At 69.1% G+C, this 18,773-nt stretch carries 12 protein-coding genes; 5 read left to right on the plus strand and 7 right to left on the minus strand.

Annotation, left to right across the window (positions count from 1 at the left end; all coding sequences use genetic code 11):
* Positions 1-113: 113 nt before the first annotated feature.
* The 4 genes from agmC to D187_RS50965 all read right to left on the minus strand — a co-directional run bounded on the left by agmC (position 114) and on the right by D187_RS50965 (position 8,896).
* Positions 114-3,215, minus strand: coding sequence for an adventurous gliding motility protein AgmC (gene agmC, locus D187_RS54365; RefSeq protein WP_020918533.1), 3,102 nt, complete (start codon positions 3,213-3,215; stop codon positions 114-116).
* Between the two features lie 21 nt (positions 3,216-3,236).
* Positions 3,237-5,078, minus strand: coding sequence for an OmpA family protein (locus D187_RS37500; RefSeq protein WP_002627527.1), 1,842 nt, complete (start codon positions 5,076-5,078; stop codon positions 3,237-3,239).
* Between the two features lie 352 nt (positions 5,079-5,430).
* Complete coding sequence (locus D187_RS50960) at positions 5,431-6,960, minus strand: hypothetical protein (RefSeq protein WP_002627525.1); 1,530 nt, start codon at positions 6,958-6,960, stop codon at positions 5,431-5,433.
* 103 nt (positions 6,961-7,063) lie between these two features.
* Complete coding sequence (locus D187_RS50965) at positions 7,064-8,896, minus strand: methyl-accepting chemotaxis protein (RefSeq protein WP_002627524.1); 1,833 nt, start codon at positions 8,894-8,896, stop codon at positions 7,064-7,066.
* A gap of 330 nt (positions 8,897-9,226) precedes the next feature.
* Between D187_RS50965 and D187_RS37515 the strand changes: the two genes are divergently transcribed.
* Both D187_RS37515 and D187_RS37520 read left to right on the plus strand, forming a co-directional pair.
* Complete coding sequence (locus tag D187_RS37515; RefSeq protein ID WP_002627523.1) at positions 9,227-11,584, plus strand: FG-GAP-like repeat-containing protein; 2,358 nt, start codon at positions 9,227-9,229, stop codon at positions 11,582-11,584.
* A 157-nt stretch (positions 11,585-11,741) separates the two neighbouring features.
* Positions 11,742-12,716, plus strand: a complete 975-nt coding sequence (locus D187_RS37520; RefSeq protein ID WP_002627522.1) for an endo alpha-1,4 polygalactosaminidase — start codon at positions 11,742-11,744, stop codon at positions 12,714-12,716.
* A gap of 107 nt (positions 12,717-12,823) precedes the next feature.
* Here the strand turns inward: D187_RS37520 and D187_RS37525 are convergent, their stop codons facing one another.
* A complete protein-coding gene (locus tag D187_RS37525; protein WP_002627521.1) occupies positions 12,824-13,249 on the minus strand; it encodes an OsmC family protein in 426 nt (141 codons plus the stop codon).
* 352 nt (positions 13,250-13,601) lie between these two features.
* Here D187_RS37525 and D187_RS37530 point away from each other — a divergent pair, with 352 nt between their 5' ends.
* The 3 genes from D187_RS37530 (at position 13,602) to D187_RS37540 (ending at position 16,436) form a co-directional block, all read left to right on the plus strand.
* Complete coding sequence (locus D187_RS37530) at positions 13,602-14,378, plus strand: transglycosylase SLT domain-containing protein (protein ID WP_002627520.1); 777 nt, start codon at positions 13,602-13,604, stop codon at positions 14,376-14,378.
* 172 nt (positions 14,379-14,550) lie between these two features.
* Positions 14,551-15,336 carry a DeoR/GlpR family DNA-binding transcription regulator gene (locus D187_RS37535; RefSeq protein ID WP_002627519.1) on the plus strand — a complete coding sequence of 262 codons (786 nt, stop codon included), beginning with the start codon at positions 14,551-14,553 and terminating at the stop codon, positions 15,334-15,336.
* Positions 15,333-16,436, plus strand: coding sequence for a mannosyltransferase family protein (locus D187_RS37540; protein WP_063725071.1), 1,104 nt, complete (start codon positions 15,333-15,335; stop codon positions 16,434-16,436). The genes D187_RS37535 and D187_RS37540 overlap by 4 nt, the downstream gene beginning before the upstream one ends.
* On the opposite strand, the gene D187_RS37545 is transcribed toward D187_RS37540, so the two are convergent.
* Both D187_RS37545 and D187_RS37550 read right to left on the minus strand, forming a co-directional pair.
* A complete protein-coding gene (locus D187_RS37545) occupies positions 16,429-17,271 on the minus strand; it encodes a nucleotidyltransferase domain-containing protein (RefSeq protein ID WP_002627517.1) in 843 nt (280 codons plus the stop codon). The genes D187_RS37540 and D187_RS37545 overlap by 8 nt on opposite strands.
* A gap of 66 nt (positions 17,272-17,337) precedes the next feature.
* Positions 17,338-18,537, minus strand: a complete 1,200-nt coding sequence (locus D187_RS37550; RefSeq protein ID WP_002627516.1) for a DUF2403 domain-containing lipoprotein — start codon at positions 18,535-18,537, stop codon at positions 17,338-17,340.
* Positions 18,538-18,773: the final 236 nt, after the last annotated feature.

The raw sequence follows: 18,773 nt of genomic DNA on the forward strand, positions 1-18,773 counted from the left end.
GTATCGCGGGGGGCGTGATGGTCCCGTGACGGTCCGGCGGGGAGCCAGAAAAGGACCGGGCCCCGCTTCCCAGGAGGGAAGGGGGCCCGGCTTGGCTCACGTGTGGGTGGGGCTCAGCGCTGACGGCGGCGGCGGGCCAGCGCGAGGACCGAGCCCAGCGCCATCAGCACCAGCGAGGAGTCCCCGCCGGAGGCCGAGCAGCCGAAACCATCACCGCGGAAGTCGATGTCTCCCACGTGCACGGTCCAGGTGCGGGTGGCGGGCGTCGCGTCCACATTGCCCGCGGAGTCACGGGAGCGGACCTCGAAGGTGTGCTCGCCATCGGGCAGGTTGTCGTAGGTGACGGGCGACGTGCACGCCGTCCACTCCCCGCCATCCAGGCGGCACTCGTACGTCACGCCCGGCTCCCCGGAGTCGAACTCGAACGTCGCGCTCCGGTTGGGCGTGGTGCCCTCGGGACCGGAAATGATGGTGGTGTCTGGCACTTCCGTATCGATGGTGACGCGGACGGTGTTGGACGGCGGGCTGGCGTTGCCCTCTTCATTCGTGGTGATGGCGGTGATGTCATGCGGGCCATCGGGCAGCGGGGTGGTGGGCGTGTACGTCCAGTTGCCCTCCGGGTCCGAGGTCGTGGTGCCGATGGGGTTGCCATCCACGATCACCGTGACCGTGCTGTTGGGCGGGGCGGTGCCGGTGATGACCGGCGTGTTGTCGTTGATCACCGTGCCGTTGGGAGGACCGGTCACCACGGGGGACGCCGGAATGACGACGTCCACCGTGAAGGTGTTGCTGTCGGTGGCGGAGTTGCCCGCCGTGTCCGTGGCCGTGGCCGTCACCGTATGCGGACCATTCGACAGACCGGTGGTGGGGGTGATGCTCCAAGTGCCGCTGCCATCCACCGTAATGGTACCCACCGGTGAGCCATCCACGATCACCGTGACGGTGCTGCCCGGCTCGGCCGTGCCGCTGTAGAGCGGCGTGTTGTCTTTGATGGTGGTGCCCTCGGCCGGCGTTTTCACCTCCACCGCGGGAGGCGTGGTGTCCACCGTGAAGGTGTTGGTGTTGGAGCTGGTGCTCACGTTGCCCGCCGTGTCCGTGGCCGTGGCGGTCACCGTGTGCGGCCCCTGATCCAGCGGAGTGGTGGGGGTGAGGCTCCAGTTGCCGTTGGCATCCGCCGTGACGGTCTGGGGCAAGGGCGAGCCATCCACGATCACCGTGACGGTGCTGCCCGGCTCGGCCGTGCCGCTGTAGATCGGCGTGGCCACCGGCGCCGCGGGAGGCGTGGTGTCCACCGCGAAGGTGTTGGTGTTGGAGTTGGTGCTCACGTTGCCTGCCGCGTCCCTTGCCGTGGCCCTCACCGTGTGCGTCCCCTGATCCAGCGGCGAGGTGGGGGTGAGGCTCCAGTTGCCGTTGGCATCCGCCGTGACGGTCTGGGGCAAGGGCGAGCCATCCACGATCACCGTGACGGTGCTGCCCGGCTCGGCCGTGCCGCTGTAGATCGGCGTGGTGTCGTTGGTCTGCGAGCCGTTGGCCGGCGTCGCCACCACCGGCGCCGCGGGCGCGGTGAGGTCGATCGTGAAGGTGTTGGTGTTGCTCTGCAGGCTGTAGACCTCCTGCTTGGTGAGCACGGCGGAGACGGTGTAGTTGCCCGCCGCCAGGTCCGAGGTGGGCGTGTAGCTCCAGTTGGCCGCCGCGGGCAGGGTGAAGGTCAGCGTGGTCGTGCCCGTCGTCACCGTGAGGATGATCTGGGCGCCCGTCGGGAAAGACGGGTCGAGCGTGCCCGTGAAGGTGGGCCGCTTGTTGTTGGTGGAGCTCCCGTTGGCGGGTGTGCTCACCACGGGGGCGGGCATGGTCTCGGGGAAACCATCATTGATGATCTGCGCCACATCACCCGGACTGCCGCCAGTCGCGCCGTAGTTCACCGTGTCGTTGGGACGCTGCGTGGGCGTCTGGCCCGCGACGGCTCCTTCGGCGAAGATTTCGCAGGTGCCGGTCTGGGACTGCATGAGCAGGCGCCCGCCGCCACCACCGCCACCCGGGCCAATGAAGGCCGTACTGAGACTCGTGTCTCCGCCGCGACCACCCTGGGAGAGCACATTGCAGTTCGCGAGCTGGGCGAAGCGCAGGTACACGGTGCCGCCGGCTCCTCCACCAAAAGCGCCGCTGTTGCCCGTCGTGGTGGGGCCCGAAGCGCCATTGGCCAGGATGGTGCCGTCACCACCCTCCAGGATCCTGGCCCGGATGAAGATGATGCCTCCGCCCCTGCCGCCCTGGGCGGTCGAATCGATGATGCCGTGTCCCGCGCCGCCGCCGCCGCCGAAAACCATCCGGTTGAGCGGATCGAAGATGAACCTGGCGCCGCCCTTTCCTCCCACGGCACGCGCGCCATCCACCCCGGAGTGCGTCTTGCCGCCATCACCGCCCCGGCCTGAGCTGCCGCCGCCCGCTCCACCCGCCAGGTAGCACACGCCTCCACCGCCACCGTTGGCGCCATTGCCACGTCCGGTGGAATTGGGGCCGTACAAACCGGGGGCGATGCCCTCGGCGCGCTGCGCGCCTCCTGGAGCAGGCTCGGTGTCGCTGGCGCATGACCGGCGGGCCGCGTTGGTGTCCTTGATGTACTGCCCGCCACGGAAACCCAGGGCCGTGACGTTGATGGACGCCGCCGACTCAATGTTCACGGCACCGTTGGCCAGGAAGGCCAGGATGCCACCCTTGGAGCCATTCCAGGCATCGGCGGTCAGCTCCGCGCCGCCCCGGACGGTGACGTCCGTGTACTCGGGCACCTTGACGACCTGAGCGCCCGCCGCCGAGTAGGCGTAGATCAGCGGCGCGTCCAGCCTGAGCTTGCCCGTCTCCAGGTTGGCGGTACCGAGCCGCGCCAGCTCCCAGCGGCCCACCGAGCCGCCGCTGAGGTTGATGTCCGCGATGTTACCCGGCGCGGGCTCGGGGGTGAGTCCCGTCGACTGGTGCACCAGCACGAGGTCCCCGGGCGAGAAGCCCGTGTTGGTGTCCACTGGGATTTCCGTGGCGCCCACCGCCACGTTGGCCGTCACCTTGGCGTAGCTGTTGACGACGCGCTGGCCCGCGGTGACATCGAGCGGTCCGTCGTCGCCGTTGCCCAGCAGGTAGATGTCCCGCGCCGCCAGTGCTGGCTGCGCGCATAGCAGGCAGAGGACCGCCGCGAGCCACTTCTTGATGATTGGAGTGTTCATGATCTTCGAATTCCTCTCCGGCTACTGCTGCTGCTCGCGCTCGGGGGTGGTGATGATGAAATCCACGCGGCGGTTGGCCGCGCGGCCCTTCTCCGTGTCGTTGGTCGCGATGGGCTGATCGGGACCGAAGCCCTTGGCCTCCAGGCGCGACGCCTCCACGCCCTTGTCCACCAGGTACTTCTTCACCGACTCGGCCCGGGCCTGGGACAGCTTGCGGTTGGCCTCCGCCTTGCCCCGGTTGTCGGTGTGGCCCTCGATGATCATCTGCTCCACCTCGGGGTGCTCGCGCAGCACCTTGGCCACCTGATCCAGCATCTTGAAGGAGCGCGGCTGGATGACCGCCTTGCCCGTGGCGAAGAACACCTGCTCCTTGATCTCCAGCTTGCCCTTCTGGATGGCCACCATCTGCTTCTGCTTCGCCGGGCAGCCCTGGTTGTCGGCCACACCCGCCTCGGTGGGGCAGTTGTCCAGGTGGTCCGCCACGCTGTCGTTGTCGCTGTCCTTCGCCGGGCAGCCGCGCAGCTCCTTCAGTCCTGGCTGCGTGGGGCACGCATCCCGCTCGTCCACCAGACCATCCCCGTCCGAGTCGCGCACCGGGCAGCCCTGACGCTCGGCCGTGCCCGCCTCGTTGGGGCACTTGTCCTGGCCGTCCTCGATGCCGTCCTTGTCGGCGTCACGCACCGGGCAGCCCTGACGCTCGGCCGTGCCCGCCTCGTTGGGGCACTTGTCCTGGCCATCCTCGATGCCATCTCCGTCGGCGTCGCGCACCGGGCAACCCTGACGCTCGGCCGGGCCCGCCTCGTTGGGGCACTTGTCCTGGCCGTCCTCGATGCCATCGCCGTCGGCGTCACGCACCGGGCAGCCCTGACGCTCGACCGGACCCGCCTCGTTGGGGCACTTGTCCTGGTCGTCCAGGATGCCGTCCTTGTCGGCGTCACGCGGCTTCCCATCGACCAGCGCCACGCCCAGCAGCACGCGGAAGGTGGGCGTGCCGAGCGTGTCACCAAAGCCGGGACCGCCCAGGGCATAGGCCTCGACGCGCTCGCTCAGGGGCAGCCGCAGACCGGCCAGCAGCTCCATGGACTGCGGCTGGCCGCCGAGCGGGAGGACGCCGCGCAGGTTGAGTTCTCCGCGCAGCCCCGGTCCCGTCGTGGCCACCACCGCGCCCAGGCGCACCTCGCTGCCCAGCACGTCCTCCACTTCCTCGCCGCCCACCATGACGGAGGGCCGCACCAGCACGCCGCCCTCCACGCCCGCGCGCAGCCCGCCGAAGCGCCGGCCCAGCATCAGCTTGGGCTCCAGGCGCACGCTCCCGTCCCGCGACAGCGTGTCCACGCTGCCCACGGGCAGGCCCACGCCCAGCTCGAGCGCCAGATCCAACGGCGCCTCGCGCTGCTGCGCGAGCAGTCCCAGCCGCGCGTACACCATGGGCGTGCCCAGGCCCGTGCGCGCCGGTGCGCCCACGCCCTGCCCGGAGAGGTCATCCCCCTTCTGCCACGCCACCACGGGCAGCTGCGCGCCCAACTCCAGCCACCGCAAGGGCGCCCAGGCCGCCAGCAGGTGCGCGGTGACGCGATCGCGCACCACCGAGCCCAGCCGGTTGCCGTCCCGGTACATGACCAGGGGGTCGTTCTCATAGTGCCCCAGCAGCGACAGCCGGTACCCACCCTGGGGGAGCAGCTCGCCCGTCCCCACGGTGAGCGAGCCCTGGCCGTTGGGATTGAGCACGAGGCGCTCCAGCTCGAAGCGGCCCAGGCCCGTGGGCTGGGCGAGCGCGTCCGAACCGGCGAGCGATGTGGCGGCGAGCATCAGTGTGGCGAAAAGCGACAGGCGCTTGGGGCCCGCCGAGTGGGTATGGCTCATGAATTCTCCATGTCGGATTCTCGCGGGGTCCTCTTCCAACCGCTCCTCCCGTGCCCCTCCACCCGAGGTGGAGGACATGGGCGAGAAGACCCGTCCGTCTGGCTGCTGTGATGTAGGCGGCGCATTCAGACCCGAGATCACTCCGAGTGTCCAGTGACCCTTCAAAGCACGGAGCATGCCAAGTCGTTCTTCAGACAGGACGGGTTCCACTGCCCAGAAGTGGGGTGCCTCGAGAGGCGTGGGAGAGACGCGAGCGCACGGAGCACCCGCCGCCTTCACCTTGGCAGGGGGGCGAGCTGGGTCATTCCGCCACACCCTCTGGGAGGGGCCGCCGCCGAGCGCCCCCGGTGCTTCAGCGCGAGAGCAGGTCGCGGTCGAGCTCCAGCGCCAGCCGGGCGGTGAGCACGAAGACGCGATCCACCCGGACGGGGCCGTACAGCTCCTTGCCGATCCACAGCGTCTCGGCGGCATGGGGAGCGGCGTCCCAGGTGGTGAGCCACGCGGCGGCCTTGCGCAGCGCGCGCCGCACCGCCGCGCCGCAAGCGCCCGGCGCCGAGCGCAGCCCATACATCGCGTGCACGGCGAAGGCCGTCTCCGACGCGCTGGAGGCCGTGCCCACGCCCCAGCCTCCGTCTTCGCGTTGCAGGGCGATCATCGCCTCGGCGCTCGCGCGCAGCTCCGCCGCCGCGCCCGCCTGGGCCAGGGCCCCCATCACCTGGGAGGTGGCGTACAGCCAGGAGCAGTGCCACTTGTCGCCCACCCACACCCCGTTGTGTCCACGCTTCTCCAGGAGGAAGCGCAGGGGTTGGGTCGCGTCCTGGCCGAGCATCGCCAGGGCCAGCACGCCATGCGCCGTCGTGGTCAGCGAGGGCTGCATCTCGTGCGAGTAGGTGATGAACAACCCCTCGCGCTGGTAGCGCTCCAGGACGCGGCCCTCCACCGGGTGGCCCGCGTTGGCCAACAGGGCGACGGTCGTCGTGGTGGTGTCCCCGTCGACGTCGAAGTTGTCGCTCATGCCCAGGCCCTCGGGCTTGAGCGCCCGGTGCAGGGCCTCCAACTGGGGACGGATGACGTCCTGGAGGGCCGGGTGGGACAAGAGTCCCGAGGAGAGCAGGGCGAGCAGGCCCCAGGGCCGCTCGAAGGTGGGAATGGGCCACACCGTGGGCACGACGCCCGGAATGCCCGTCCGGGTCGCCGCCGAGGCCCCCGCCAGGAACTCCTCCACGCCTCGAAGCTCCTGTGCGTCCGGGGTGGCCGCCCGGCGCCGGTTCAGCCAGAGCGCGGTCGCCGCGGGGCTGTTGCCCACGCCTTGCGTGGCGTCGATCACCGCGGGGTCCGCCTGCGAGCCCCATGCCTCCCAGCCATGGACGGGCGTGGTGCCCGCGCGGATCTTCATCCGGGCGATCAACCCGCGCCGCCGCTCGCCCAGCGTGCGCAGCAACCGGAAGGGCTGCTGGGGCAGATCCAGCCCCAGCGCGGCCGCGTCCTCCAGCAGCCGGGGCAGGACGAGCTCCACGGCGACGGGGATGTCATCCGGCAGTGACTGCTCGAAGGACCAGAGCTCCGCGGTGCGGCGCAGGAAGTCCAGTCCACGCGTCGCCGCGTCGTGGCTGCCCGGCGCGTCGCTGGACACCAGCAGCGCCAGGACGGACGCGAGCGTGGGAACGTGCCGGGCCAGGGGCATGACCTCGGGTCCCCAGCCTCCGTCCGCGTGCTGCTGCGCCATCAGCCAGTCAATGGCGGGTTGGGGATTGGGGGGTGGGGCGAACCGCAGCACCTGCGCCGTGTCGTAGACGGAGGGCGTGACGACTCCGCCCTGCTGACCAAGAGCGGCGATTTCCGCTCTCAGCGTTTCAATGAGCCGATCGGCTGTGGAGGACATGTCTTTCGCCCCTGGAGTAGGGCTGGATTTTTAACACGAAAGACACTCGGCCACGGAGGGGGCCCCCGACGTCCGCCCGCCTGGAGCCCGCGCGCGGGGGGCCTCAGCGCGACTCCGGGTTCTTCTCTTTCTCCTGCCAGCCATAGTTGCCGAGGAAGTTGGACACCTGGTGCGACACATCCCGGACGAGGTCCACCGCGCTCATGGAGTTGTTCAGCTGGGACATGGTCTGGTCCATCATCGTCGACAGGTCGCTCACCGCCTGGAAGATCTGCGTGATGCCCGTGCCCTGCTGATTGACCGCGGTGGTGATCTGCCGCACGGACTGTGCGTTGTCCCGGACGATGTTGGACAACTGCTGGAGCGTCTCGCCGAACTCGCGGATCTCCCCCAGGCTGGTGCCCACCTTCGCCGAGCCCTCCTCGGTGATGGCCGCGGTGGTGCGGATGGCCTCGGAGATGTCCTCGAGGATGACGCTCACGTTGTGGGTGGCCTTGATGGATTGATCCGCCAGCGAGCGGATCTCCCGCGCCACCACGCCAAAGCCCTTGCCGTGCTCGCCCGAGCGCACCGCCTCGATGGCGGCGTTGAGGGCGAGCATGTTGGAGCGGTCCGCCAGGCTCTTCACGCTCTCGGTGATGCGGCCGACCTGCCGGGCGCGTTCATCGAGCGCGCGGATGCGCGAGGCCATCTCGTTCACCTGGCCCTGGATCGCCTTGAGTCCATCCAGGGTGCGTTGGATGGCCTGCTCGCCCACCTGGCTGATCTCATTGGCCCGCTCGGTCTGGCGCAGCACGTTCTCCGCCTTCTGGGTGGCCATGGCGGAGGTCTCCTTGATCTCCTGGGCGGTGACCTGGGTCTCCTGGAGCGCGGAGGCCTGGAGGGTGAGCACCTCGGTCTGCTTGGTGGTGGACATGCCGAGCTGATCGGCGCTGTTCTTGAGCGAGCCCGCGGAGTCACGCAGGGACAGGGAGAAGTCGCGCAGCTTGCCGAAGGCGCGGGCGGTGGCGGCGGCCAGGTCGCCGATCTCGTCGGTGGAGGCCCACTGGGGGAGGATGGGGGCGCCCGCGGCCAGCGCCTCCATGGAGGCCTGCACGCTGCGCGCGCCCTCCGACAGATGCCGGGCGAGGCTCAGGGCCGAGAGCGTGGCCACCAGCAGCAGGTAGCCGTTGAGCAGGAGCAGCGGGAGGGCGGAGGCGTCGATCACCTGGCCCACGGCCGCCCGCAGGAAAGGCGAGGCCTGACCCCGGGGCGCGGCGTCCACCTGCGCCAGCACCTGCTCATAGATGGGGCGGGCCTGCTGGCCGAGCACCGTGAAGCTCACCACCAGCGCGCAGAGGATGAACAGGCCGAAGGCGTAGGGCAGGTACCAACGGTAGCGCGGCCAGGAGAATCCCGAGCCGCCCAGGTCCAGTTCCGGATGGCGCTGGAACTCCTGGATGGCATGGGGGCGCAGGACCTGCTCGAACTTCAAGCGCCGGTGGATGCCGCTGAGCAGGCACAGCAGCACGACGGTGATGATGGCCCAGGCAATGGTCCACGGGTTCTTGCCCGGGTAGTAGATCGTCGGCACGGCGCCGTAGATGGCCGTGCCGAGCGCGGTCAGCGCGATGAGACCGCCCTCGTACGCCTGCGGCAGGCGGAGGATGCGCTGGAGCCGGGCTTCCGCGGGCTCCGACACCTCGGCCTCGCGCAGGGTGCGTGACACCAGCCAATTGAGGAACAGGTACGGCCCCGCGGCGCCGATCAGCAGCAGCGCGGGGGCGATGATGAACATCGTCCCGAGCACCTCGTCCCCCGAGAAGCCCATGATCACCATGATCAGATACACGATGGGCACGGCGTGGGCCGTCACGGTGCGGAGGGAGACCTGATTGAGTTGACGGAAGACTTGCTGGGGTGAGGCGTCTGCTGTCTGCATCAACCGGCGCTCCATGGGTTTTTCCGGCCGGACGTCTGGCGCGATACGTCATGTCTACCAGGAAGGGTGCACCCGGAGGAAGTTGGCCCACTGGAACAGCCGGGATTGTTCAGTCGACGGCCAGGGAAGCGTCACCGCGCACGCTCCCGACCGTCCGCCACCTGGGATGGCCGCACGCGGCAGAGCCCAAGCGAGCAGCCTCCGGGTGTGACATGGGGCACACCCGCGGCACGGAGATCCAATTCCAGTGCTTTGCTCCAATTGAACCTGGATTGCTCACCTGGCGGGCGTGGCGCTCGGGTGGGCCCTGGCCGCGGTCTGGCCAGTGAGGGGAGGAGACACGGCATGAAGACGCGAAGCGCTATCCATCGTCATGTGGCAGGGAGTGGGCCGTTGTACGGGCGGATGTTCGCCGTGCTGGGGATGTTGTCCGCGACGGGGTGTGGCACCACGCAGGCTCCGGAGGAGGAGATGACGCTCAAGGCGCGCCCCCTGGCGGAGCGCTGCGAGGTGCGACCGCCGCCGCCGGGCGCCCTCGAGCCGGAGCTGAAGTGGGCGTGGACGGGCAGCGCGGTGATGCCCGAGCACCATCAGGTGATGATGACGCCCGTGGTGGTGGACGTGAACGCGGATGGTGTCGCGGACATCGTCTTCAGCACCTTCGCGGGAGACACGTACCAGACGGATGGCGTGCTGCGGGCCGTCAGCGGCGAGGACGGGCATGACCTGTGGGCCGTGACGGATCCAGCGGCCCGGGTGAAGCCCGCCGCCAGCCTCGCCGCCGGAGACCTCGACGAGGATGGTCAGGTGGAGATCTGCGCCATCCCCCAGGACGGCCGCGGCATCATCTGCTTCGAGCACGACGGCACCTTCAAGTTCCGCTCGGCCCTCGCCGCCAACGACTACAACGAATGGGGTGGCCCCTCGCTGGCGGACCTGGACGGCGATGGCTTCGTGGAGATCCTCGATGGCAATCGCGTCTACGATCACACCGGCACGCTGAGGTGGGTGGGCGCCGACGGCATGGGCGGCGCCCAGTACACGGGCCCCGTCTCCTTCGCGGCGGACATCGATCAGGACGGCCAGCAGGAGGTGGTCAATGGCCGCGCCATCTACCGCCACGATGGCACCCCGCTGTGCGTCAACACGGAGATTCCCCATGGCTTCGCCGCCGTGGCCAACTTCGACGAGGACCCGAAGGGGGAGATCGTCGTGGCGGGCCGTGGCCGGGTGAGCCTGCTCGACGACGACTGCTCGTTGCGCTGGAGCGTGGACGTTCCCGGCGGAGGCCACGGAGGCTCGCCCACGCTCGCGGACTTCGACGGAGACGGGGCGCTGGAGATCGGCCTGTCCGGAGAGCGGGCGTACTCGGTCCTCGCCTCCGACGGCACCGTGAAGTGGTCCACCGCCATCCAGGATCTCAGCTCCGGCAAGGTGGGCTCCACCACCTTCGACTTCGAAGATGACGGCGAACTCGAGGTCGTCGTCACCGACGAGCTGAAGCTGCGCATCCTCGACGCCGCCACCGGTGCCGTGCGCTGGGTGATTGCCAACAGCTCGGGCACCACGCACGAGAACCCCGTCGTCGCGAACGTGGGAGGGGACCCCGCCGCGGAGCTCGTGGTGGTCTCCAACGATCATGCCTACCCGGGCACCCACGGCCTGCGCGTGTTCCAGGGACGGCGGGGGTGGGCGGGCACCCGGAGCCTGTGGAACCAGCACGCCTACTCGGTGACGAACGTCCTCGACGATGGCTCCATCCCGGCGGCCGCGACGAGCCACTGGCTCCACCCGCGGCTCAACACCTTCCACGCCAACGTCGCCAACCACTTCGGCGAGGGACCCAGCCCCTACGCCGCCGCGGACCTCGTCGTGTCCGAGCTGTCCGCCACGTGCGAGGGCGAGGGCCAGGTCGTGCTCCGCGCACGCGTGCTCAACCAGGGCGAGGCCCCGGTGGCCGCGGGCGTGAAGGTGGCGTTCTTCGACGCGGCCCCCGCCTCGGGCGGCACGCTGCTCGGCGTGGCCACCGTGGCCGAGGCGCTGCCCGTGGGCACCAGCGCGCTCGCGACGCTCTCCGTGTCCGCCCCGCCCAACGGCCCGGTGAGCTTCTTCGCCATCGCGGACGATGACGGCCAGGGCACGGGGCGCGACACCGAGTGCATCGAGAGCAACAACACCACCTCCACCTCGCTGGAGCTCGCCTGCCAGTTGCCTCCGAGCAACCAGCCTCCGGTGGCGCTCTGCCGCGATGTCACCGTCCGCGCCGATGCCTCCTGCCAGGCCCGCGCCAGCGTGGACAATGGCAGCTACGATCCGGACCACGGCCCGGCTCCGCTCTCCGTGTCCCAGTCCCCCGATGCGTCCTTCGGCCCGGGCCGCCACGCCGTCACGTTGATCGCCTCGGATGGCGCGGCGAGCGCTCAGTGCGTGGGCTCGGTCACCGTGGTGGATGACACGCCTCCGTCCATCACCTGTCCCCTCGCGCTGGAAGCGAAGATCCGCCTCGGCGAGCTCGGTGTCTCCCTTCAGTACGCCGTCTCGTCCCGAGATGCCTGCGGCCCGGCGCCCGTCACCTGCTCGATTCCCCCCGGCACCATCTTCCTGCCCGGCCTGACGAAGGTCACCTGCACCGCGAAGGATGCGTCCGGCAACACGGCCTCGTGTGACTTCGGGATCCGCGTGAGCATCGATCTCTCGCTCTAAGAAAAGGAGAGGGAACCCGCCGGGGATACCGGCGGGTTACGCAATTCTTACTTGTTTTCCGATATTTTCGAGAACTCCCTATTTGTCAGTTGCGACGAGCGGCTCGGCGTGGCTTATGCGCGGCGAAGTTCAACACCGACGCATGAAGGGAGACGCAATGTCGAAGCGGCTGACCTGTCTGATTTCCTGTTCCGCGCTGCTCATGTCCGCGTGCCAGCCCCTGGAGGGGGACGAGGCCTGGGAGGGGTCGGGGAGCGGCGACACGGCGGTGAGCACGGCGGAAGGCGCGGCGTGCACCATCCCGAGCTTCCCCAAGGGCAGCACCTGGATCTGGGACCTCGAGAACACCTCGCTGCCCACGACGATCAACGCCCAGGTCTACGTCGTCGACCTCTTCGGGACGACGAGCGCGAAGATCCAGCAGTACAAGAGCGCCGGCAAGAAGGTGGTCTGCTATTTCAGCGCCGGCTCCTTCGAGAACTGGCGGGATGATGCCGACCAGTTTCCGCAGGACACCTATTGCAGCCCCGGCGAGGACTGTAACGAGTCCATCCACATCATGGGCGACTGGTGCGACAGCAGCGACAGCTGCGAGTGGTGGTTGGATCACCGCAAGCAGGCGGTGCGCGACGTGATGGCGGCGCGCATTCAACTGGCGAAGGCCAAGGGATGTGACGCGGTCGAGCCGGACAACGTCGACGCCTACTCGCACGACGATGAGATCTCGTGCACCGATCAGGCCTGCTGGGGCATCACGGCGGCGGATCAGCTCGCCTACAACCGCTGGCTCGCCGACACGGCCCATGCCAATTGCCTGGGCATCGCGCTCAAGAACGACGTCGATCAGGTCACCGCGCTCGCCCCGTACTTCGACTTCGCCATCAACGAGGAGTGCCAGCGCTACCAGGAGTGTGGCGTCTACAAGACCTCGTTCGTGGCCCAGAACAAGGCGGTCTTCAACGCCGAGTACCGCGTGGACGGGGGCGGCGACACCACGAACTGGACGTCGTGCACGGGAACGGGCTCCACCTGTGCCTGCGGCGAGAGCGGCTTCGCCTCGGGGGACATGCGGACCCTGGTCTTCAAGACCTCGAACGTGCGCTACAACAACGTGGGCATCACCTGCTGGTAGTCAGCGGGGCCGCGGACACGGCGGCGCCTTCACGCGCCGCCGTGCCCGGCCACTCCGGTGGCGGAGCCCGTCACCGGAGTGCATGAAGTGAAGGCCCGAGGCGGCGCTCAGCGGGCGAGCAACGCCTTGAGCGTGATGTTCGTCCCGGCGAGCGCCTTGGACACCGGGCAGCCCTTCTTCGTCTCCTCGGCGATCTTCTGGAATTGCTCATCACTCGCGCCGGGCACGATGGCCTCGGTGGTGAGCGCGATGGTGGTGATGGCGAAGCCAGCGCCTTGCTTGTCGAGCTGCACGTCCGCGGACGTCTTGATGCTCGTGGGCTTGAGGCCGGCGGTCTCCAGGCCGAGCGACAGGGCCATGGAGAAGCATCCCGAGAGCGCCGCGCCAATGAGCTCCTCGGGATTGCTCCCTTGTTTCCCCTCGAAGCGGGTCCCCAGCGAGAAGGGGGCCTCGGGGGCGTGGGCGGGCTTCATCACTCCCTGGCCGTCCTTGAGGCCCCCGTTCCACTGCGCGCTGCCTTTGCTGATTCCCATGTCGCTCGTCTCCTGGTGGTGAGAGGGATGCGTGGATTCACTGCTCGGAGTGAACTCATGTGAACCGGTTGTCCCTCCGGCAAGGGGCAACCCCTCCATCGAACGCCCGCCTGGTGCCGGGAGGGGAGGCGACCTGGTGACAACCGTCAGCGGGCGGTGACAGCAGTCACCAGTCCCAGAGTTCTGAATTCCCCGTTCAAACCCCTGGGATTCAGCTTCCAGGAGTCACGGTCCAAGAAGATCAGGGAGATACGAACCCCCCAGGGGCGGGGGAGCGGCTGGCACGGGGCCTGCTTTGGGTCAGGGCATCATGGCGGCGGCGAGCCGCGCAGCCCTACCCCAGGAATCCACCATGTCCTTCTCGATCTCCTCGCGCAGCCCGTCGTACCGCCTCCCCGAGCTGGAGCTGCCCAAGACCCCGACGTTCTCCTCCACGCCGACGGAGACCCTGCCGGAGCTGGACACCAGCCAACTGCTGAATCTGTTCTCGGACGCCTTCAGCACCGAGCCGAGCTCGCCGAGCCTCGGCGATCCGACGGGGCAGGGCGGAGGGCTGGACCAGTTGCTGGAGACGGCCAAGCAGCTCGTGCAGACGCTGGAGCAGCTGACCGAGCTGTTGCAGGCGCCGGAGATCGGCGAGCAGCCGCCCGCGGGTGGGCAGCAGCCGGAGTCGTTCTTCCAGAACCCGGAGGGTGGTCCGGGCGGTCCGCAGGGTGGCCCGGGCGGTCCGCAGGGAACGAACGGTCCGCAGGGCGCGGGTGAGGCGCCCAAGGGCCAGGTGGGCGATTGGATCAAGGAGGCGCAGCAGAAGCTCGCCGCGGCGGGCATTCCCGCGGACAAGATGAAGGCGGAGGACATCGCCAAGATCATCCAGCACGAGTCCAGCGGCGACCCCAACGCCATCAACCAGTGGGACGACAACGCGAAGAAGGGCACGCCGTCCATCGGCCTGATGCAGACCATCCAGCCGACGTTCGATGCGTACAAGCTGCCCGGCCACGACAACATCCGCGACCCGGTGGACAACATCATCGCGGGCGTGCGCTACGCGGTGGACCGCTACGGCTCGGTGTCCAACGTGCCCGGCCTGCAGTCGATGAACGGCGGCGGCGGCTACGTCGGCTACTGAGTCACGAAGGGTTTATATCGAGGGCGGCTTCGCCCTCCGCCGGCGTCTGGTTCGTGGGGAGCGAGCCAGACGCCGCGTGTTTTTTCCGCTCCCGTCCCGTTCCGCTTCCTCCGCTTGAGTCCCGCAGGGGCCCGCGGTATCACGCGTCGAACCGCACGGAAGATGGAAGGGAATGCCGCCTCCAGACAGCTCCGCCACCGCGCATCTGCCCGAGGAGCGGCGGCGCATCATCCTTGAGCGGCTCGCGACCGAGGGCCGGGTCTTCGCCGCCGACCTCTGCGGGATCCTGCGGGTTTCGGAGGACACGATCCGGCGAGACTTGCGTGAGCTGGACGAGGCGGGCCTGCTGCGACGCGTGCATGGGGGCGCGCTCCCCCGAGCCCAGGCGCCGCTGGCCCACAAGGTTCGCGCCGAGGCACGGCAATCCGAGAAGCAGGCCCTGGCGCGGATCGCCGCCGGGCTGGTGCGCGCCGATCAGGTGCTCTTCCTGGATGGGGGAACGACGATGCTGGAAGTGGCGCGGAGCCTGCCGCGGGAGCTTCGGGGCACCGTCGTCACGGTGAGTCCGCCGGTGGCGCTCGCGCTGGCGGAGCATCCGGGGCTCGAGGTCCGGTTGGTGGGGGGTCGGGTGCACCCGCAGGCCCTGACGCTGGTGGGCGCCGAGACGGTGGAGGCGCTGCGGCAGGTGCGAGCCGACCTGTTCCTGCTGGGCGTCTGTGGACTGCATGCCGAGGCGGGCATCACCGCGCTCCACGCGGAGGAGGCGGCCGTCAAGCGGGCGATGATCCAGGGCGCGGCCGAGACGGTGGCGGTGCTGACGGCCGACAAGCTCGGGACGCTCGCGCCCTTCGTGGTGGCGCCCGTGCAATCGCTGGCGGCGCTGGTGACCGAGGCTCCCGCCTCCGAGTCCACCCTGGCCCCCTTCCGCAAGCTCAACCTCCGGGTGATGACGCCGTGAGCGCGAGTGCCCGGTTGCGGGAGCTGGGAGCCCGGATCGCCTTTCCCGTGGGTCTGTTCGTGTTCAGCCGCCTGGCGCTCTGGCTGCTCGCGCGGGTGTCGCTCGTGCTGGAGACGAGGCTGTACCGCCCGCCCTTCAAGTACCCCGGACTCGCGGGCCTGGAGGCGTTCTGCTGGTGGGACTGTGGCTGGTACGTGGGCATTGCCCAGGAGGGCTACACGCGGGCCCAGGCCACCAACTTCTTTCCGCTGCTGCCCCTGCTCGGACGGCTGGTGCATGAGCTCACGGGGTTGAGCCTTCCGGTGGCGCTGGTGGGGATCGCGCAGGTGGCCGGATTGCTGGCGCTCGTGGTGCTGTACCAGCTCTTCCGCGAGCTCGCGGACGAGGAGGAGTCACGCACCGCGCTGCTGCTCTTCACGGCCTACCCCTTCGCCTTCTTCCACTCCGTGGGCTATCCCGAGTCGTTGATGGTGCTGCTCACCGCGCTCGCGGTGGCACTGAGCCTGCGGGGCCGGCACGGGTGGGCCGGGCTCACGCTGGGGGTGGCGGGACTGGCGCGCCATCTCTCGCTGCTGGCGGGCTTCTCGCTGCTCTACCAACAGCTCCGCTCGAGGGGCGGGGGCCTCCGGGCGCTGCTGCACCGGGATGTGCTCGCGCTGCTGCTGCCTCCGCTGATCACCTCGCTCTACTTCGTCTATCTCTGGCGGACCTTCGGAGATCCCCAGCTCTGGTGGAAGGTGCGCGCGCAGGGGTGGGGGGGCGCCTGGGCGGGGCTGGGGGACTGGCTGCGCGGAAAGTGGGCGCCGGAGGTCGGCCTGTACGTGGTGGTGTCGTTCATCCCCGGGGTGGGAGCCCTGTTGTTGTTGCGGCAGCGCCGGTGGTGGGTGCTGGCCGCCTTCGCGCTTCCCCTGATGCTCGTGCTGTGGACGGTGGGTCTGGTGGGCCTGGGGCGTTACAGCGCCGCGGTGTGGCCGGCCTTCCTGCCGCTGGGGGCGTGGCTCGCCCGCCGTCCCGCGCTGCGCGATCCCATCATCCTGGGCTGCGCCCTGTTCCAGGGCATGCTCGTCTACTTCTTCGTGCACTCCTATCCCATCAACTAGCCTTCGTTGCCGCTCGCTCGACGAGCGCGCGGAGACCGTCGGACACGCCGTGCAACCGGCGCAGTGCGCTCGCGTGGTCCGCGTTGCCGATGTCGCGCCAGATCTCGGCTTGCGTCTTGGATAGACCCTCGAGCGTGAGGGGGTAGGTCGCGGCTTCGGGGACGGCGCCCTTCTCGTTGATGAGGTAGCGGTCGTTCAAGGCGAACAGCACCTGGGCCACGCAGCACAGCGCCCGGTAGGCGCAGCCCGCGACGTGCGTCTGCTCGGAGCGCCTGGCCGCGAGTTCGGCGTTCCCGATGGAGAAGCCCACCTCCCAGCCGAAGCGGGCGATCAGTGCGTCCCGCAGCGGCTCCGGGAATGGCCAGGTCCGGCCCTTGAGCTCTGCGACGCGGCCGAGCGGATCGAGCAGCGGCTGACAGGTGGCGATCTCGCCCATCCAGATGACCGAGCAGAAGCCGTGAGGGTGGCCCACCTGGTAGTTCATCGAGAAGCGGCCCTGTCGCCCCTCGGCGATGACCTCGCGCACGCGTCCGAGGTCGCGGTAGAGGAGATCGACCTTCACGCCCTCGATGGTGAGCCAGCCCCCTCCGTTGATCCACGGCCCCCACTCGCCGAGCGGGGTCACCGTCGACGAGGGATCATCGACGAGCGGAACGATGGCCGATCGGAGTGCCGTGACATCGATTGGCGCGTCGGGCTCGTAGTACAGGCCGATGTCGTAGTCGGAGGTGGGGCCAGCGGTGCCCCGACCGCGCGAGCCGCCGAGCACGAGTGCGGCCAGACCTGGGACAGGCCGGAGCGCATCAACCACACGGGCGAGAATGGGATCTTCCATTCTCGCAGGATGGCATCGAACGGGACCAGCCGGAACCCAGACATCGCCATCAACCCGGGGCCCGGTTCACGGCAGGGACATCTTGAGGCCCGTGCGCGCGAGCCACTCGGACACGGTGCTGTTGGACACGGTGTCGCCGAAATCGAAGGCATCCGGCTTGAGCCGCAGCATCTGGATCTTCCCGCTCGCGTCGAAGATGACGATGAACGTGGCGCTCTCCTTCACCGGGCGCTGGAAGTAGTTCGGCCCGCTGCCGGTGGCGCCCTCGAACGAGTAGATGGTGCTCGTGGCGTACAGCGGGTTGTCGCCATGGAGCACCTCGGCGACGTCGAGCTCCCCGCAGCCCCCGGGCGAGCCCATGCCCCGGCAATTGCAGCCATACTGGGCGGTGCGCACCACGCGGGCGTTGAGCATCCAGATGGCCGGCACGTCGTCGTAGTACTGGGTCTTGGGCTCGGTGTAGCGCGGCATGCGGGCGCGGATGGCGAAGATCTTCGCGCCGCCCCAGCCATGGCGGGTCACCCCCCGGTAGAAGCCGCACTCGCTCGAGTCGCCCGTTCCCACGCAGGCCTTGTCGGAGAGGATGTTCAGCTCGGTCCGGTTGGCGAGCGAGCCATTGAAGCGCGTGGGCGCCACGGCCGCCTTCTTCCCATCCGCGGAGGCGTAGCTCTGGCTGTTGCCTCCACACACGGTCCACTCGCCGCTGACGTTGCCGCCCCCCAGGTTGTTGAAGAAGGTGAGGTTCGTGGAGCCGCAGCGGTTCCAGGAGGACACGCGGTTCCAGGCACTCGCGGCCGGCTGGTAGACCGCGATGTCATACAGCTCCATGGGGCCGCGGAAGTTGACCGTCATCTCCTCGTTGAAGGGCGCGAGCGGGCCGCTGACGGGCGTATCCGCCTTCTGACAGGCATTGGACGGGCAGGGCTGTCCCCAGACGCCGGGCAACATGTTCGTCACGCGCTGGTACGAGCCCGTGCCCCCCACGTTCAGGATGCTCATGGTGGTCACCGGCTTGCCCGTGCCCTCCGGCAGGTCGTCTCCGAGGTCCTCGAGCGCGGCGGCATTGCCCGCGGCACAGTCCGCCGCCTGGAAGGGTTGGTCGCCGCCAGCACCGCCACCGGCACCGCCCTCGGAGGGGACGTCGGTGCCGGTCTGCTCCGAGCCCGGTTCCTGCGACGTCTGGGTATTTCCACAGGCACTCCCCAGGAGCACGCACAGGGCGAGGGGGGCGAGCCAGGGACCGCGCTTCATCCAAGGATTCTTCATGAGAGGGCTCCTCTTGCTTCCAGCCTTTTATCCCGGAAAAATAGAAATAACGGGATTATTCGCCGAGGCAGGGGATTTCGGTATCACGTTTCCTCACCCCTTCTGCGTCTGACGCGCCCGGCCAGGAGCGGGTAGAATCGGGTCTCCATGCCCAAGTCCGCTCCCCCCGAGCCCTCATTGCCCGCCCGGCCCGAGTCTTCGCCGGGCGCGCCTGGGACGAAAGGGGGGAAGGGCCT

Origin of the sequence: Cystobacter fuscus DSM 2262, from assembly GCF_000335475.2 — a bacterium.
GTDB classification, from domain to species: domain Bacteria; phylum Myxococcota; class Myxococcia; order Myxococcales; family Myxococcaceae; genus Cystobacter; species Cystobacter fuscus.

Coding starts and splice junctions, on each gene's coding strand:
- D187_RS37535 (WP_002627519.1), top strand. CDS start 14,551: ATGCCGCCTCCAGACAGCTCCGCCACCGCGCATCTGCCCGAGGAGCGG.
- D187_RS37550 (WP_002627516.1), bottom strand. CDS start 18,537: ATGAAGAATCCTTGGATGAAGCGCGGTCCCTGGCTCGCCCCCCTCGCC.
- D187_RS37515 (WP_002627523.1), top strand. CDS start 9,227: ATGAAGACGCGAAGCGCTATCCATCGTCATGTGGCAGGGAGTGGGCCG.
- D187_RS50965 (WP_002627524.1), bottom strand. CDS start 8,896: ATGGAGCGCCGGTTGATGCAGACAGCAGACGCCTCACCCCAGCAAGTC.
- D187_RS37500 (WP_002627527.1), bottom strand. CDS start 5,078: ATGAGCCATACCCACTCGGCGGGCCCCAAGCGCCTGTCGCTTTTCGCC.
- D187_RS37525 (WP_002627521.1), bottom strand. CDS start 13,249: ATGGGAATCAGCAAAGGCAGCGCGCAGTGGAACGGGGGCCTCAAGGAC.
- D187_RS37530 (WP_002627520.1), top strand. CDS start 13,602: ATGTCCTTCTCGATCTCCTCGCGCAGCCCGTCGTACCGCCTCCCCGAG.
- agmC (WP_020918533.1), bottom strand. CDS start 3,215: ATGAACACTCCAATCATCAAGAAGTGGCTCGCGGCGGTCCTCTGCCTG.
- D187_RS37545 (WP_002627517.1), bottom strand. CDS start 17,271: ATGGAAGATCCCATTCTCGCCCGTGTGGTTGATGCGCTCCGGCCTGTC.
- D187_RS37520 (WP_002627522.1), top strand. CDS start 11,742: ATGTCGAAGCGGCTGACCTGTCTGATTTCCTGTTCCGCGCTGCTCATG.
- D187_RS50960 (WP_002627525.1), bottom strand. CDS start 6,960: ATGTCCTCCACAGCCGATCGGCTCATTGAAACGCTGAGAGCGGAAATC.